The organism is Teretinema zuelzerae (assembly GCF_021021555.1).
Taxonomy (GTDB): Bacteria; Spirochaetota; Spirochaetia; order Treponematales; family Treponemataceae; genus Teretinema; species Teretinema zuelzerae.
Genome location: NZ_JAINWA010000003.1, coordinates 824322 through 840579, shown reverse-complemented (window position 1 = coordinate 840579; position 16258 = coordinate 824322). Strand labels below are relative to the sequence as shown.

At 55.9% G+C, this 16258-nt stretch carries 12 protein-coding genes and 2 tRNA genes; all 14 read left to right on the top strand.

What is annotated here, in order from left to right:
• Positions 1-5 precede the first annotated feature (5 nt).
• Positions 6-1331: an SH3 domain-containing protein gene (locus K7J14_RS11035; protein ID WP_230756136.1), complete on the top strand. Its 1326-nt coding sequence runs from the start codon at positions 6-8 to the stop codon at positions 1329-1331.
• Positions 1331-3346, top strand: coding sequence for an ABC-F family ATP-binding cassette domain-containing protein (locus tag K7J14_RS11030; RefSeq protein WP_230756134.1), 2016 nt, complete (start codon positions 1331-1333; stop codon positions 3344-3346). Before K7J14_RS11035 ends, K7J14_RS11030 begins: the two co-directional genes overlap by 1 nt.
• Entirely contained in the window at positions 3343-4326 is a 984-nt protein-coding gene (gene galE, locus K7J14_RS11025; RefSeq protein ID WP_230756132.1) for a UDP-glucose 4-epimerase GalE, read from the top strand. The genes K7J14_RS11030 and galE overlap by 4 nt, the downstream gene beginning before the upstream one ends.
• Positions 4327-4355: 29 nt before the next feature.
• Positions 4356-5591: a M20 family metallo-hydrolase gene (locus tag K7J14_RS11020; RefSeq protein WP_230756130.1), complete on the top strand. Its 1236-nt coding sequence runs from the start codon at positions 4356-4358 to the stop codon at positions 5589-5591.
• A 283-nt stretch (positions 5592-5874) separates the two neighbouring features.
• Positions 5875-6702 (top strand): sigma-70 family RNA polymerase sigma factor, encoded by an 828-nt coding sequence (locus tag K7J14_RS11015; protein WP_269062458.1) that lies wholly within the window; start codon positions 5875-5877, stop codon positions 6700-6702.
• 89 nt (positions 6703-6791) lie between these two features.
• A complete protein-coding gene (locus K7J14_RS11010; protein ID WP_230756126.1) occupies positions 6792-7928 on the top strand; it encodes a divergent polysaccharide deacetylase family protein in 1137 nt (378 codons plus the stop codon).
• Entirely contained in the window at positions 7925-8941 is a 1017-nt protein-coding gene (tsaD, locus tag K7J14_RS11005) for a tRNA (adenosine(37)-N6)-threonylcarbamoyltransferase complex transferase subunit TsaD (protein WP_230756124.1), read from the top strand. Before K7J14_RS11010 ends, tsaD begins: the two co-directional genes overlap by 4 nt.
• 53 nt (positions 8942-8994) lie before the next feature.
• Positions 8995-9528 (top strand): adenine phosphoribosyltransferase, encoded by a 534-nt coding sequence (locus K7J14_RS11000; protein WP_230756122.1) that lies wholly within the window; start codon positions 8995-8997, stop codon positions 9526-9528.
• A gap of 49 nt (positions 9529-9577) precedes the next feature.
• Positions 9578-9648: transfer RNA gene (locus K7J14_RS10995), tRNA-Gln, on the top strand.
• A gap of 40 nt (positions 9649-9688) precedes the next feature.
• Positions 9689-9760 (top strand) — tRNA-Glu (locus K7J14_RS10990).
• Between the two features lie 206 nt (positions 9761-9966).
• Positions 9967-11808, top strand: coding sequence for a methyl-accepting chemotaxis protein (locus tag K7J14_RS10985; RefSeq protein WP_230756120.1), 1842 nt, complete (start codon positions 9967-9969; stop codon positions 11806-11808).
• Positions 11809-11863: 55 nt separating this feature from the next.
• The gene (locus K7J14_RS10980) at positions 11864-13570 is read left to right on the top strand and encodes a DUF5312 family protein (protein WP_230756117.1); all 1707 of its coding nucleotides are present in this window, start codon (positions 11864-11866) and stop codon (positions 13568-13570) included.
• Between the two features lie 3 nt (positions 13571-13573).
• Complete coding sequence (locus K7J14_RS10975) at positions 13574-14314, top strand: polyphenol oxidase family protein (protein ID WP_230756116.1); 741 nt, start codon at positions 13574-13576, stop codon at positions 14312-14314.
• A gap of 96 nt (positions 14315-14410) precedes the next feature.
• Positions 14411-16213: an arginine--tRNA ligase gene (gene argS, locus K7J14_RS10970; protein WP_230756114.1), complete on the top strand. Its 1803-nt coding sequence runs from the start codon at positions 14411-14413 to the stop codon at positions 16211-16213.
• Positions 16214-16258 lie beyond the last annotated feature (45 nt).

The window sequence follows — 16258 nt, the reverse complement described above, 5'->3', positions numbered from 1 at the left end:
TGGTGATGATTTTTTCTCTAAACAGACGCTTTTCTGCAAACATCCTGAGGATTTTTCTCCTTCTCTCTCTCTTGGCAGTGTCTTCCTGCGGCGGAAAAATCGGCTACGGCGTTCTCGCCTGGTCGGTTCCCGATCATGATTTGCACGCGGGAGACGTAGTTCCCGTTTTCGTCCAGTCGAATATCGGCAAAGTCTATGTAATCGGTTCGAAAGACTCGAAGGACCGCCTCGAAGTGCCTCTGTGGCAGATACAGCTCTATAAGTCGCGTTCCGCCGCCCGAAAAGCCGCTCAACGTGACGCCGAATACCGGTACACCTACGCCCTGGTCAAGATCGACGGGCTTCCGATACGCAGCGCCCCCGAGAACACGGCGCGCCAGGTATACCGCCTCCGCGCGGGCCAGCAGATAAAACTGGTACGCAAGGGAGAGGGCGCCCCCGTCATGTCGGGAAACTCGGCTCTTCCGGGCGATTGGTACGAAGTGATGACGGACGACGGATCTCTGGGCTGGTGCTATTCCTATAATCTGACGATAATCGACGAACGGGAATACACCGGCGAACAGATCGTTCAGACCGACTCGGGACCCGATCCGGTGCTGGAGAACCTTCTTTCCCGCGCCTGGTACCCTGATTCCTGGAGAACGATGATCGAAAGCTCTCGCATCGATCTTGATAAAATCAGTCCCCAATGGGGTTTTTTCCCCGGCCGGGATTCCCTGGTGGCCAGGATCGAAGACGAAACCGGCGTCAGGACCTTCCCGTATTCCTCGGTTGTACGGGGAGACGACGGAGACTACCGCTTCGAAGGCTCGACGCTGTCTGTTCAGGTTCGCCGCCGCAATTCCATTTTAGTCCAGTTTACCGACGAGAACGGCATGCCCCAGGCTCATTATTTCGCCGCCCTGGATTCCTCTCCGGAGTCTCTCGTCAGCGAAGAGCGGGCCCGCCGGGACTCGGTTCTCGAATCTATCCGCTCGCTGAGCCGCGCCTTCAGTTCAGGCAATTACGGAGTGCTGCAGTTCCCCGAAACCGGACGCTTCCTCTGGAGCGGATACCAGCTGCTAAGCCCGCAGATAATCCCGGCAGGTTCCGGAGCGGGCGGCAGCGTCGAAAACAGGGTGTTTATTCCCGCTTCCTGGTCCGGCGATTTCGACGGCGTGCTCTCCTTCAAGTTCGACGGCTCGGATTCCTGGATTCACTTCCTGTATCAGCTTTCCTCCGAGGGCTTGAAGCTTGAACATGTCCTTTCCGTGAAGGACGCTCTCGTGCAGTCCCGGAATCTTACTCCCACGGTTCTCTTTTTCAGTCCCGCAAACGAGGTTTATTAATGGCTTTTGTACAGTTTTCCCGGGTTTCTCTGGCCTTCGGGAATCGCGATATACTCGACAGCGTCTCTTTGAATCTCGCCGCGGGCACGCGCGCGGCCCTTGCCGGCGCCAACGGTTCGGGAAAATCGACCCTGATGAAGGTGCTCGCCGGAACCATCGCTCCCGACGGCGGAGAACGGGCGATCCAGAAGGGCACCCGCGTGTCCTATCTTCCCCAATCCGGTATTGTGCATACGGGCCGGCCCTTGATCGAAGAAGTCGAAACGGCTTTTTCCCGCGGCCGCGAGCTGCTCGAGCGGATGGAAGCCCTGGGCGAGGAGCTTGCCCGCACCGGTTCTCTCGGGGGCGACGAAACACGCATCGCTCGCCTGGTCGAGGAGCACCACGAAGCCCAGCAGGCCCTCGAGGAATCGGGCTGGCACCGCCGCCACACCCTTGCCGAGCAAACGCTTCTTGGTTTGGGCTTTTCGCTCGAGGATCTCGGCCGAAACGTCTCCGAGTTTTCGGGCGGCTGGCAGATGCGCGTCGCGCTTGCGAAGATCCTGCTTGAAAAGCCCGATATTCTTCTTCTCGACGAACCGACCAACTATCTCGATCTTGAGGCCCGCAACTGGCTGGAGTCCTGGCTTTCGGATTTCTCTGGCGGCTTTCTCATCGTCAGCCATGACCGGTATTTTCTGGACGTCACCATCAACGAGGTGTACGAGCTTTTCGGCGGCGCGCTGAAGCGTTATGCCGGCACCTATACCCGCTACGAACAGATCCGGGCCCAGGAGCTCGAATCCCTTATGAAAAAATACGAGGAGCAGCAGGAAGAAATCGCCCGCACTGAGGATTTCATCCGCCGCTTCCGCTATAACGCGTCGAAGGCCGCCATGGTGCAGGACCGGATCAAGAGGCTCGAAAAAATCGAGCGGATCGAAATCCCGGAGAGCCTCAAGAAAATGCGCTTCCGTTTTCCTCCAGCCCCGCATTCGGGCCGGTTGGTCCTTACCGCCAAGGGCTTGCGCAGAAGCTACGGCGACCGGCTGATTATCGACAATCTCGACTTCGTGCTGGAAAAAGACGAACGCCTCGTCGTTGTCGGACGCAACGGTGCCGGTAAATCGACCTTGCTGCGCATACTCGCCGGCCAGGATCAGGCGACCGGCGGGACCGTAACCCTCGGATCTGGCGTAGCCGCCGGCTATTTCTCCCAGGACAACGCGGAAACCCTTACCGGTCCGGAAAAGATTCTCGATCTTCTGGAGTCCGAAGCCCCTCTAGAGCTCATTCCCCGCCTCCGCGACATGCTTGCGTCCTTTCTTTTCCGGGGCGACGATATCTACAAGCCGGTGAACGTGCTTTCCGGAGGAGAGAAAAGCCGTCTCGCCCTGTTGCGCCTTCTCCTGAAGCCTCTGAATCTTCTCATCCTGGACGAACCGACGAACCACCTGGACTTGCATTCCAAGGACGTCCTCCTTGAAGCGCTCAAGGAATTCGGCGGCACCGTGATCTTTGTTTCGCACGACCGCGGCTTCATTCAGGGTTTGGCTACCCGGGTTCTCGAACTCACCGCCGGAGACCCAGCTTCGGATGCCGGAACGAGAATTCCGTCGCGCGTGCGTAACTTTCCGGGCGATTACGGATATTATCTATCGCAGCTCGAACGGGAAGCCGAGGCTGCCGGCTCGTTTTCCGGCGAAGGCTCGCCCTCCGGAAAGAAATCGCCCTCCGCTTCTTCCGTTTCGGTTTCGGTTCAGTCTTCTTCCGGGGCCCGTTCCTATGAAGAGGAAAAGCGCTATAAGGCTGAACGGCGAAAACTCGAGAAGGAAGAGCAGCGTCTTCTTTCGGAGATAGAGGCTGCTGAATCTGAAAAAACGACTCGGGAGGCCGAATTGTGCGATCCCGCGGTCTATTCCGACGGCGAAAAAAGTAAATTTGTGCAAAGCGAAATAGAGAGACTGGAAGCCCTGGCAGCGGATTTATCCGCCCAGTGGGAAGAAGTCCTGCTTCAATTGGAGGAAAAATCATGAAGGTATTGGTAATTGGCGGCGCCGGATACATCGGCAGCCACGTAGTTAAAGCGCTTCTTTCGGCGGGCCATGCGGTAACCGTTTTCGACAATCTTTCGTCGGGCCAGCTCGGGAACCTCTTTCCGGGCGCCGGTTTCATCGCCGGAGATATACGCCATCCTGACGACATCAACGGGGCCTTCGCGAAGGGCTTCGACGCCTGCGTCCACCTCGCCGCGTTCAAGGCCGTCGGAGAATCAATGTCCGAGCCTGAAAAATATTCGGTGAACAACATCACCGGAACCCTCAACATCCTGAACGCGATGAGCGCCAACGGATGCAAAAACATCGTGTTCTCCTCCTCTGCCGCAACATTCGGCCAGCCCGAGTATGTGCCGATGGACGAGAAGCACCCTACGAATCCCGAAAGCTACTACGGCTTTACCAAGCTGGAAATCGAACGCTTTCTCAAATGGTACGACGTCATCCGCGGCATCAAGTTCGCTGCCCTTCGCTATTTCAACGCGGCAGGCTACGACCCTTCGGGAGAAATCACCGGCCTCGAGCGGAATCCCCAGAATCTTCTTCCCATCATCATGGAAGTCGCCGCCGGCTGGCGCAAGGAACTCCAGATTTTCGGGCAGGATTACGACACCCGCGACGGCACCTGCATCCGCGATTACGTTCATGTCTCCGATCTCGCGGTAGCCCACGTCAAGGCGCTTGAGTATATTAGTTCCAGGAAAGAGAGTTTGACGGTCAACCTGGGAAGCGAAACAGGAGTCAGCGTGACCGAGATGGTGGAAGCCGCCAGGAAAATCACCGGCAAGGAGATTCCCGCCAAGTACGTCGGCCGCCGTCCCGGAGACGCCTCGGCCCTGTACGCGACATCGGCCCTTGCGAAAGAAAAGATCGAGTGGAATCCCCGATACTCTGATGTGGACACCCTCATCAGCTCCACCTGGGCCGTGTACAAAAACGCGAAAGCTCCGAAGGTTTGAATCGTAAGAACGTCTTGTAAGGATGAAACATGAATGAACTTGATACCCTGAAGGGCTTTATCGCCTCGCAGGTTCGGGAGATGGTCTCCCTTGAAACGCTGTTGACTTCTGTTCCCGCCCTGGCTCCCGAGTCCGGCGGAGATGGAGAGCTGGCAAAGTGCGAAGCCCTCGCCCTCGCGCTCCGCGAAATGGGCTTTTCCTCGTTCGAACGCTACGACGCGCCCGATTCCCGCGTTCCCTCCGGCACACGGCCAAATCTTGTCGTCACCATACCGGGAAAGGATCCCTCGAGGACTCTGTGGTTCATGACCCACCTCGACGTCGTGCCTCCGGGAGACCTGTCGAAATGGAACACCGATCCCTGGACAGTGAAGGAAGAAAACGGAAAAATTTACGGCAGGGGGGTGGAGGATAACCAGCAGGGTCTGGTGTCTTCCATTTTCGCCGCCCTCGCGTTTCTCCGCACCGGCATCGTTCCGTCGCATACGGTGAAACTCTTGTTCGTGGCCGATGAGGAAGTCGGATCCGCCTACGGCATCCAGTACCTCCTGCGCGAGCACAACCTCTTCCGCCCCCAGGACATCATCGTGATACCCGACGGCGGAGACGAACAGGGCGCGACCATCGAAGTCGCCGAGAAAAACCTTCTGTGGCTGAAATTTTCCACGAAGGGAAAGCAAACCCACGGTTCCCGCCCGGATCAGGGCGCGAACGCGCATCTTGCTGCCTGCGATCTGGCGCTCCGGTTGAACGCTCTTGAGCAGGAGTTCGACCGCCGCGATCCCCTGTTCGAGCCCGACCGGTCAACTTTCCAGCCGACGAAAAAAGAAGCGAATGTGCCGAACATAAATACGATTCCCGGAGACGACGTGTTCTGCATGGACTGCCGCATTCTTCCCTGCTACCCCCTGTCTCAGGTGCGAACAAGGATAACGGAGCTTGTCCGCCTTGTCGAACAAAAACACGGCGTGTCTATTTCCTGGATCGAGGAACAGGCCGTCGAATCGCGTTCGACACCGGTAGATGCTCCCGTCGTGAAAGCGCTCTCCGCGGCGATCGAGACGATCTACGGGGTGAAAGCACGGCCCATCGGCATCGGCGGCGGAACCGTGGGCGCCTATTTGCGGAACGCCGGGTACGACGCCGTGGTGTGGAGCAGAATGGATGAAACAGCCCATCAGCCGAATGAATATTGTCTTTTGGATAATCTTGTCGGCGACTCGTCAGTCATGTGCGCGCTCATGCTCAAGGGCCTTCCTTCCTGATTCAGAGCTGTGCATTTTTGTATACAGGGGCCGAATTATCGGCCCTTTTTTATTGTTTTTTACCTTTTTCTGTGTTATGCATCGCGTTTATCTGCCTGAATTTACAATGCTGTAACACTTTATCATACAGTTTCTCGCCATTATTGTGCACGAAAGGATACAGTATTGCATCCTTTACCTTTATCTCTCTGGATGAAAACCGTTACTATATATAGAAATGTACATCTTGTTTTACTCCTGATGAACTTGGCATGATTCTTGCTTATTAGGTGTCGGGGGCATTATGTGCGATCAAGATTCAATAAATGAGTACCTTAAAGAAATCAGAAAGTATCCGTTGCTTAGTTTTGATGAAGAGCTTGAATTATCGAAGAAGATACAGGCTGGAGACATTTGCGCTAGAAAAAAACTGATCGAGTCCAATCTGCGTCTGGTTGTAACCGTGGCCAGAAAATACGCCGCACCTGATATGCCGTTGCTCGACATTATTCAGGAAGGTAATCTCGGGCTGATCACCGCGGCCCAGAAATACGAATTCGGCTACAATGTCAGATTCTCTACCTACGCCTGCTGGTGGATTCAACAGTCCATCACCCGCGCGATCGCGAATAAAAAGAGGCTCATCCGCCTGCCGTTCCGCAAGGAGGAGCTCGCGAACCGGATCCGCCGCGCGTCGTCCGAGCTGTTCCAGAAGCTCTCCCGCCTGCCGAACGCACAGGAGCTTGCCGACCATCTTAATCTTTCCCTGCGCGACGTGTGCGAGATCATGCGGTGCTCCGGCGCGGTGACCAGCCTCGATGTGCAGCTCGATTCAGAGGATTCAGCCTCCCTCAAGGATCTGATTCCGGACACCACCTATAATCCTGAAGAAGAATTTATGAAAAAGTACACGCAGGATTCGCTGGTGAATATTTTATCGGATCTCAAGGATACCGAACGCGACATCATGATGAAGCGGTATAATCTGCAGAACGAAGGAAAACCGCAGACTCTGAAGACAATCGGCGGCCAGTACGGCGTTTCAGCGGAAACCATCAGGCAAATCGAACTCAGGGCGCTTCGAAAGCTTAAAACCCGATCCTCCGAACTGCGGGAGCTCGTATACGGTTGACAGCGGAGCTTCCGGTCTTTATCTTTGAGACCGATGGCTCCGACAAAGAAAACAACCCGTAAAAAGAAAACCGCACGCAAAAAAAGAAAATGACCGCCGCGGAATTCAGGTTCAACCTGATTCTCCTTGCGGCGGTTTTTGTTATATCCGCCGTCCTTTTGGCCGTACGCCATTTTCCGGAAAACCCGTCAGCCTCTTCCGCACAGCCGGCGTCGTCGGCTCCGGCTGTCTCCCGTCCGTCATCTCCCGGGGCTTCGCCGCCGGAAGCTCCTCCGTCCGCCGCTCGCGAGTCGCCGGCTTCTTCGCCCCTGGTCGAAGCGCCATCCGCTTCTTCCCCGGTCGCAGCGCCGGCGGTCGAGCGCACCGCGCCGGCACAAAAGCCTGAATCGCCGCCGCCCGTCAAAGAACCCGCCGGCGCAAGGGGCGTTCCGCCGGCTGTCAAGGCTCCGCAGCCTCGGAAACCGGTTCCTCCGCAAAAAACGGAACCGCTAAAGGTCGCGGCGCCTGCGGCTCCCCCGGTTGAAAAACCGCTGCCTCCGAAGAGAAAGGGAACTCTCCTTTTCGTTTTCGACGACGCGGGACATAATCTTGCCCAGCTTGAACCCTTCCTCCGGCTTCCCTTTCCGTGCACTATTGCCGTTCTTCCGGGATTACAGTATTCTCGGGAAGCGGCGAAACGGATCAGAGCCTCGGGAAAGGAAATTATTCTTCATCAGCCTATGCAAGCCCTGAATCTCAAGATGGATCCGGGTCCGGGCGCGATCAGGCAGGGCATGAGCGCCGACGAGATCCGCGCTGTGGTGCGGGAAAATCTTGACGAGGTGTGGCCGGTAGCGGGCATGAACAATCATGAAGGATCGATGATCACCGCCGACCGCGAAGCCATGAAGACCGTATTGGAGATCGCGCGGGAGCGGGGTATTTATTTCCTCGACTCCCGGACTAATTCCGCGACGGCCGCTCCGGCCGCGGCTCGGGATTTGAATATGACCATTTGGGAGCGTGCAGTGTTTCTTGACAATAGCCAGGATCGGATCGAGATAATGGAAGCCGTGCGCAACGGCATGCACATAGCGGAAAAAAAAGGAACGGCCATCATGATAGGCCATATCTGGTCCAATGATCTGGCGAATATACTCGTTGAAATGTACCCCGAACTAGCGGCTCAAGGGTTTTCTCTTTCCACAATAGCCCGCATAGCCGTGGAGGGAGATTTCGAGGAATGAAAATCCTTGGGATCGAAACTTCCTGCGATGAAACCGCCGCCTCTGTCGTAGAGGACGGCAGAACGATCATATCCAATGTCGTGGCAACCCAAATTCCCTTTCATGCCGAATGGATGGGCGTGGTTCCCGAGATCGCGAGCCGCAAGCATACTGAATGGATTCTGCCCGTCGTACGCGAGGCTCTTGATAAAGCCTCATTAAAGCCCGGCGAAATCGACGGAATCGCCGCGACCGGCCGGCCGGGACTCATGGGCTCCCTGCTGGTGGGACTGACCTTCGGAAAAACCCTCTCCTGGTCCCTCGGAAAGCCGTTCATCGCGGTCAACCACATGCTCGCCCATCTCTATGCCGCTCATCTTGCGGCCGATGTCTCCTATCCTTATCTCGGCCTGCTGGTTTCAGGCGGACACACGATCATCTGCAAAGTCGCCGGCTACGACCAGATCGAAGTTCTCGGGACTTCAATAGACGACGCCGCGGGAGAAGCCTTCGACAAGGTCGCTAAATTCTACAACCTTGGATATCCGGGCGGCGCCGTCATCGACCGCCTCGCCGAAAAAGGGGATCCGCGCGCGGCCGCCTTCCCGATGCCCTCCCTTCACAAGGGCGAACATCGATACGATGTCTCGTATTCCGGGCTCAAGACGGCGGCGATAAACCAGATCGACCAGTTTTGGAATCCCTCGTATCCACGAACCGATGAAAACCTCGCCGCGGCCTTTCAGGAAGCGGCTGTAAAAATACTGCTGTCCCGGTTATTCCGCGCCGTCGAAGACACTGGTCTGACAACCGTCGTCGCGGGAGGAGGGGTGGCGGCCAATTCCCGTCTCCGCAAGCTTTTAGCCGAACGAACGGACATAGAGTGCGTATTCCCTCCCTTGTCTCTTTGCGGGGACAACGCCGCCATGGTCGCCGGGCTGGGCTATCAGTATCTTTCCCGGGGCATCGTCAGTTCGTTTTCCGAAACGGCGAGCGCCCGCGTGGAAGGCTTCCGAAAAAACGGCCGCAGATAGGAGTCTCTCCCTCTCGTTGACGCGATCGGCGTTCCTGTACTACTATTCTCGGCATGAACAGCACTTTTTCGCTCGACGATGCGATCCGCAAAATACCCGATTTCCCCAAACCCGGAATTCTGTTTTACGATATTACCGGCATTCTGGTGAATCCCGAAGCGTTCCGGTTCTGCATCGACCGCATGGTTGAAATCTATAAGGATCGTAAAATCGACGCGATCGCCGCGATCGAATCGCGCGGTTTCATTTTCGCGGCGCCCTTCGCCGAACGCATGGGAATTCCGCTGATTCTCATCCGAAAAAAGGGAAAGCTCCCCGGAAAGACTTGGGCATGCAAATACGCGCTTGAGTACGGAACCGCAGAGATCGAGGTCCATCAGACTGACGTGAAATCGGGAGAACGGATTCTCGTCATGGACGATTTGATCGCCACCGGCGGAACTCTCAACGCCGCCAAGAACGTTTTGGAGCAGGGCGGAGCCGAGGTTGCGGGATTTTTCGGCGTGGTCGGACTACCGTTTCTGAATTATCAGAAGGTTCTCGGCGACGCGGAAGTCACAACTTTAATCGAATATCAGGGCGAATAACCTGTTGACAAAGAAGGGCGGAAATGATAGTTTCATTCTCGCCTTGCATTCCCCGGTTGTGTAATGGTAGCACTACAGATTCTGGTTCTGTTTGTGGGGGTTCGAATCCTCCCTGGGGAAATCGCTTTCACGGTCCTTTCGCCAGTCGAAAGTTCCTTATGGTCCCTTCGTCTATCGGTTAGGACAAAAGATTCTCAATCTTTAAAGACGGGTTCGATTCCCGTAGGGACCGGCAGCGCCGCTAACAAGCGGCGCTTTTTTATTGTCCGTTGCCGTCTCCGCTATACCTACCGGTAGGTATAGAAAACGTTTTCTCTTTCATATTCTGCCTGTTCAACAACCATTCATTTCTAATTGTCAAATCCGCTTACATGGCTTACAGTAGTGAGGTAACGTTAACGCATTTGCGTGAAGCGTTAATGATCAAAGGGGATCTGTATGACCATACGACGAACCTTGTTATCGCAAACCGTATTTGTAGTTATTGCCGTAGTGCTGGTAACCGTTATTTTCATCGCGACTCTTCGCAGCATGGAACGCATAGACCGCGAACGGTCCATTCTTTCGGATTTGGCCCGCGCTTGCGTTGATTTTACCGCCGCCACCAATTCTCTCGACAGCAATACGATGGCCGGAGCCCGCGAACGATTCGTTCTGGCTTCTGAAGTTTTGGACCGGGCGTTCGATCGGGTTGACGGAATAACTGAATTGAATTCAGCGGGCGGCGAACTCGCTTCAGCCGTGCAAATAGTAAAAAATCTTCGACCTCTCGCCGATGCGGCTTCTTCCGAAGTTTTGGAAATATACGATCTGTTGGCGATGGATGTAAAACGCTATTTTTTTGAAATTCAGTCGGTCCCTCTGATTCGTTTTTATACGAACGAGTATACCCGACAAAAATATGATTTAAGCGACGTGTATGGACGGCTCGATGTATTCTTCACCAAGATCGCAGGGGCTTCCGCAACCATGACTTCTTTGACGACTACCATAGCGGAGCAGGAATCCCTGATAACCGATCTTGTCGAGCAACGAAAGACTCTCGGGGTGGGGATTTCGGTTTTGATATCGATTCTGTTGTCGCTTTTTCTCGCTGCGTATACCCTGTTAACCGGAAAATCCATCGGCTCGCGGGTATCGTTGATCGAAGATGCGTTGATTCCCATGGGCAACGGAGATTTAACCGCAGCCGTCCCGGAATCGGGTTCGGATGAAATATCTGCCATTGCCGGGTCTGTAAACAGATTGAGGGATAATCTCTCATTGCTCATACGCGATACAAAAATCAAAGTGGCTGCGCTTCGCGGGACGGGTCTTGAGCTGTCGGCGGAAATGGAAGAAACCTCGGCGTCCATACTCCGCATCAATGAACGAATTTCCGATAACAAGCTGCATCTCGAGGCACAGGAGATAGCGGTAAAAAACACTGCGGAATCGGTTGTTTTATTAGATCGACAGACTAAGCAGCTTGATGCGGAAGTCAATCGGCAGGCCGGAGTCATCGAGCATTCTGCGTCTTCCGTAGAGGAATTGCTGGCAAATATTTCCTCTCTTGCCGCCACCACTGAAAAGGTCAGCTCCGCCGCGGGCGATTTGGTTCTCATCGCCGATTCCGGCAGGGAACGGATAGACTCGGTAAGCGAGGCCGTGCGGTCGGTAAACGAATCTTCCGACAATCTTCTTGCGGCCGCCAAGGTCATAAGCATGATCGCCGCGCGGACGAATCTGCTCGCGATGAACGCGGCGATAGAAGCGGCTCATGCCGGAAGCGCAGGCCTGGGATTCGCGGTCGTCGCCGATGAAATCCGGAGTCTCGCAAATCAGTCGTCCGAGCAGGCCAAAAGGGTATCGGCGGATCTGCGCGAGGCGAAGGATCGTCTTCAAGTCGTTTCCGGTCTTTCCGAGGAAGCGAACTCTTCGTTCCATGGAATTCTTGCCCACGTGAGGGAGGTCAGCGAGCTGATAGACGGAGTCGGCATCGCCCTTGAAGAACAAAATGCCGGAAGCACCTCTCTATTAACGGGAATCAGCGATCTGAGAGCCATTGGTTCTCGCGTGCGCATCGCCGCCGAGGAGATGAGGGGAGCGAACTCGCTGATCCAGACTTCTGTCTCGCGGTTGAGCGAAACTACGTCATTGGTAAACGATAATAACGCTGAGATATTAACAGGCACGGGAGAGATCAATAAGGCGGTCGCCAGCATTCTTGATTTGACGGAGTCGAACAGGTCCTTCATCAACGATCTTGAAGCGGATACCTCCCGTTTCATCGTGGTCTGACAGATACTGAAATGTGCTGGTCTTTTACAGCGATATGGGGCATACTTGGAAGGGTATGAACGGAACTTTTGACACCTTCGAACGCCTGGTCATCTCCCTTGAATCCGCTGAACGGAAAGACATGCTGCGCAAGCTCGCGGAATTGTCCGAGTTGTCCGAGGCGGAATCGAATCTCTCAGCCGAATCAAAGCGTCTTCCCGGACAAGATCGCATATCGCCGGAAGCGCAGCTTTTGGAGCAGCCCGTCTGGGTTCGTTTCTGGTATACAATGCGCGCTTTTCTTTCGTCCTCCTCGCCGACCCGGGCGTACGCCGACCATTTGGTCAGGGTTCTCGGCAGGGATCTTTCCCGCGTATGCGGGGATATGATCGAGCCGCGGACGCGCACCTATTCATCCGGATTTCAGGTCAAGCTGGGCGAGCTTCGCCGGTCTCAGGCTTTTTTCCGCTCCCTTCTCACCGCGTACGAAAACGATAAGGGCGGTTTTTATCTCATACTCGGATCCCTGTTGATGAAGGACTGCGACGCCGAGCTGGTCAAGGCTTCTGATCCCTTCGCCGTGCCGTTTCAGGAGGATCCGGGCAGGGACCTGCGCGTATCGATCACACGCTCGATGGAAAAGGCCTTCATGTCCATCTCCGAACAGGAACGCTTGCGCATGTACCAGTCTGCACAGGCCATAGAATGGCTTAAGACATTCTGCGATCTGGCCTTCGACCGGATGATCGCCCGCTTCGGTTTCGTCGGTTCCGGAAAGGACGGCTGTTTGGTCGATTCCATCGCAGAGGACGTCAGGGCTCTCGCGAACATCCTCGCGGGCGGAAAGCGGGTTCCCGTGCTTTTGCTCGAAAGCCTTTTTCTGTTTTCCATCCAACCCCGCCTCGGGGAAGATAAATTCGACATCGACCGGGAATGCCGCTCTTTCGTAGACTCGGCGACCGCCCACCTCACCACGATCCGGCGCTTTAAATCCACGGTGCCGGTAGCCGGCTTCGTCAGATTCACGTTGAGGGACGTCGCGTGGAGCCCGTCTCCGGTTGAAGGCGGGGAAGATTGGTTTGGATATTACAAGCTCGCGTGGAAAAAACGGTTCGACGGCCGCTGGACGGAATGGAGCCGGCTTCATCGCAAGGCGATGATGGAAAAGCGGATTCTGACCATGCTCGATCTGCCTGAGCTGCCTTCGCTCCTGTACCATCCCTGGGAAGGGATGTGGCTTCCTTTGTCGCTGTCCCGCGAGCTCACAATCGCCTTTTTGAAGGGCGTTTTCAGAAAACTCTACCCCGCTGTGATAATGAAGCCGCTCAAGGTTCTCCTGATCGAGGGCGATTTCTATCGACGCGAGAATCTGGTGGAGTATACCGACGCCTTCAGCACCCTGGAACATCAACAGCAGGTTCTCGACACCTTCGAGACCCGCCTCTCGCCCAAGGGAGACATCGGCGAAGGCTTCGAGCTCATCCAGCGCGAAAAGATCGCGACGGTCAAGGGCAAGGCCCGGCTGGAAAATCTCATGCTTTCCATCGAGTCCGAGGCCGAAATGATAGCCGGCCGGGTCATATCGGCCTTCCGAAGCATGGACGCGATTCTCGGCGGCGTTCTCAACGTCGTCAGGGGCGGTCCCTACGAAACGCTGATTAATCTCGCTTCGATACAGGGCAAGCAAAACGATAAATTCAGAAAGGACCTTGCCGGCGTTCGCCAGCTCATGCGCGACATCATCGAGATCCTGGAAGAAATCCAGCGTATTGAAAAGGAATAGGCGATGGAAGCCGTCGAGTTTTTTTCCTTCCCCGGCCTGAATGCCGACGCGGAGGCTCCCAAATGCGCCATCAGCCTCGCTCCCTCGGGCTCTCAAAAAGCGGTTCGCGACACGGATAACCGCTCTCTGTTTTTTTCATCCCTCGGCATCGATCCGTCCAGGGTATCTTCCGCGAGCCAAACTCATTCGCGAATCGTCCTGGTTTCCCGCGATGCATCCGATCTTTCGCATTTTCCCGAGGGCGACGGCGTCCTCACGCGGAACCCTTCGCTCGTTCCCTGCGTCACCGTCGCCGACTGCATGCCGGTGTATCTCTACGATCCGGTCTCAGGCTTTTTCGGGGTGCTTCACTCAGGATGGAAGGGCACGGGAATCATCGGCGAAGCCCTTGCGCTTGCTTCCGTTCAGTGGGGCTCGAAGCCGTCCGATGTCCGGGCGATTCTCGGTCCTCATATCAGGTCGTGCTGCTATACCGTCGATCAGGAGCGCGCCGATTGGTTCAGAACCTCCTTCGGCGAAACGGTCTGCGTACTGGACGAACAGCGCGCGCGCGATAAGAGCCCCTGGCCGTGGCGGCTGTCTCTCGCTGAGGCGAATCGCCTGCACTCTCTCGAGCGGGGCATTCTTCCCGAGCATCTGCTCGACGCAGGGTCTTGCACCTCCTGCAATGAGCGCTACGGCTCGTCCCGCCGCCAGGGCGCAGGAAACTTCGTCCAGATGGCAGCCTTTGCCGGTTTTTTCTAAGTCCGAAGCGTAGCCGACGCCCTTTTAACCGATGATCCTCATTGAAACGGCCTCTCTTTTTGTGTACTATACACCTCTATTTCGAGGAGATGTTACATGGCAGATATGCGGACAGAATGGAGGGCGCTGGTAGCCGGCGCTCTTGAAACCTTGCGGCTCGCAAAGGCTCCGGATTCGCCGGAGATCAAGGCGGAAAGCCTTTCGTCCGAGATTCCGCCAGACCCCGCCATGGGCGATATGGGGTTCCCTCTTTTTTCATTCGCGAAAACCTTCCGCATGGCGCCTCCCGCAATCGCCGCGGAAGCGGCTGCCCTGCTTTCTTCCGATCCGGCCGTCCAGGCCCTCGGAACCGCGAAGGCGGTCGGACCGTATCTGAACGTATTTCTGGCAAAGGGTGCCGCCGCCGGCAAAACCCTCGAAGCGATCATTTCCGCCGGTTCTTCCTGGGGCCGACCCGAAACGCAGAAGGGCAAGCGGATCATGATCGAGTTCTCAAGCCCGAACACCAATAAGCCTCTCCATCTCGGCCACCTCCGCAACGACGCACTGGGCGAAAGCGTTTCGCGCATTCTCGCGTTCTGCGGCGCCGAGGTGTATAAAGTAAACATCATCAACAACCGCGGCATCCATATCTGCAAATCCATGCTGGCGTACCAGAAGTTTTTCGCAGGGGAAACGCCCGAATCCCGCGGGGTAAAATCCGACCGATTCGTCGGAGACTGCTACGTCGCGTACAATACTTACGCGAAGGAGCATCCCGAACAGGCCGAACAGGAGGCTCAGGAGCTGCTGCGCTCCTGGGAAGCCGGAGACGCCGAAACCCTGAAATTATGGAAAACGATGAACAGCTGGGCTGAGCGGGGAATCGCGCAAACCTACGAGCGGACGGGAATTTCCTTCGACAAGCTCTATTACGAAAGCGAAACATACCTGAAAGGCCGCGATGAAATTCTCGAGGGCCTGGAGAAGGGCATTTTCTATAAAGAAGAAGACGGTTCAGTTTGGGTCGATCTTTCTCCCATCAACCTCGATAAAAAAGTTCTGCTTCGCAAGGACGGAACCGCCCTGTATATGACGCAGGACATCGGGACCGCGATATACCGCCACGGCGACTGGGATTTCAACCAGCTGGTCTACGTGGTGGGCAGCGAACAGCAGTACCACTTCAAGGTTCTGTTCTACGTCCTGAAGCTCCTCGGCTACGAGTGGGCCCGCGATCTCTATCACCTTTCCTACGGCATGGTGAATCTTCCTGAAGGCAAGATGAAGAGCCGCGAAGGCACCGTTGTCGACGGCGACGATCTCATCAACAGTCTCCGCGACGGCGCCCTCGAGGAAATCGCCTCGAAGGGCAGGGAAGAGGCCGTCGGCGATGCGGCCGAGGTTGCCGAGAAAATCGCCCTCGCCGCGCTTCATTATTTCCTCTTGCAGGTGAGCCCTACAAAGGACATGATTTTCAACCCGAAGGAATCGCTCTCCTTCCAGGGGAACACTGGTCCCTACCTTCAGTATATGGGCGCCCGCATCTCTTCGATCCTGCGCAAGGTGGAGGAAGGCGGCGCTCCCGGGCCGGACGGCGTTTTAACTCAAGGACCGCTTGCAGGCGGTTCCGTCAAGCCCGATCTTCTCGTACACGACGCCGAGTGGGAACTGTTGAAAGCGCTGGAGGATTTCCCGAAACAGGCTGCCCGGGCGGCTGAAAACCACGATCCGAGCGCGGTTACCGCTTCTCTCTACGATATCTGCAAGTGCTTCAGCCGTTTTTACCATGATTGCCCGATAATCACCGCCGGCAGCGCGGATCTGGGCAGAACCCGGCTTGAACTGGTGAGGGCGACGCTGATCGTGTTGAAGAACGCGATGCACCTGGTTCTGGTGCCGTTCCTGGAGACGATGTAGAATTGTTCCGCGGGGTTGACGTTGTCGGCCTTTTCGTTATATAAA

Coding starts and splice junctions, on each gene's coding strand:
- K7J14_RS11010 (WP_230756126.1), top strand. CDS start 6,792: ATGACCGCCGCGGAATTCAGGTTCAACCTGATTCTCCTTGCGGCGGTT.
- K7J14_RS11020 (WP_230756130.1), top strand. CDS start 4,356: ATGAATGAACTTGATACCCTGAAGGGCTTTATCGCCTCGCAGGTTCGG.
- argS (WP_230756114.1), top strand. CDS start 14,411: ATGGCAGATATGCGGACAGAATGGAGGGCGCTGGTAGCCGGCGCTCTT.
- K7J14_RS10985 (WP_230756120.1), top strand. CDS start 9,967: ATGACCATACGACGAACCTTGTTATCGCAAACCGTATTTGTAGTTATT.
- K7J14_RS10975 (WP_230756116.1), top strand. CDS start 13,574: ATGGAAGCCGTCGAGTTTTTTTCCTTCCCCGGCCTGAATGCCGACGCG.
- K7J14_RS11000 (WP_230756122.1), top strand. CDS start 8,995: ATGAACAGCACTTTTTCGCTCGACGATGCGATCCGCAAAATACCCGAT.
- K7J14_RS10980 (WP_230756117.1), top strand. CDS start 11,864: ATGAACGGAACTTTTGACACCTTCGAACGCCTGGTCATCTCCCTTGAA.
- tsaD (WP_230756124.1), top strand. CDS start 7,925: ATGAAAATCCTTGGGATCGAAACTTCCTGCGATGAAACCGCCGCCTCT.
- K7J14_RS11015 (WP_269062458.1), top strand. CDS start 5,875: ATGTGCGATCAAGATTCAATAAATGAGTACCTTAAAGAAATCAGAAAG.
- galE (WP_230756132.1), top strand. CDS start 3,343: ATGAAGGTATTGGTAATTGGCGGCGCCGGATACATCGGCAGCCACGTA.
- K7J14_RS11035 (WP_230756136.1), top strand. CDS start 6: ATGATTTTTTCTCTAAACAGACGCTTTTCTGCAAACATCCTGAGGATT.
- K7J14_RS11030 (WP_230756134.1), top strand. CDS start 1,331: ATGGCTTTTGTACAGTTTTCCCGGGTTTCTCTGGCCTTCGGGAATCGC.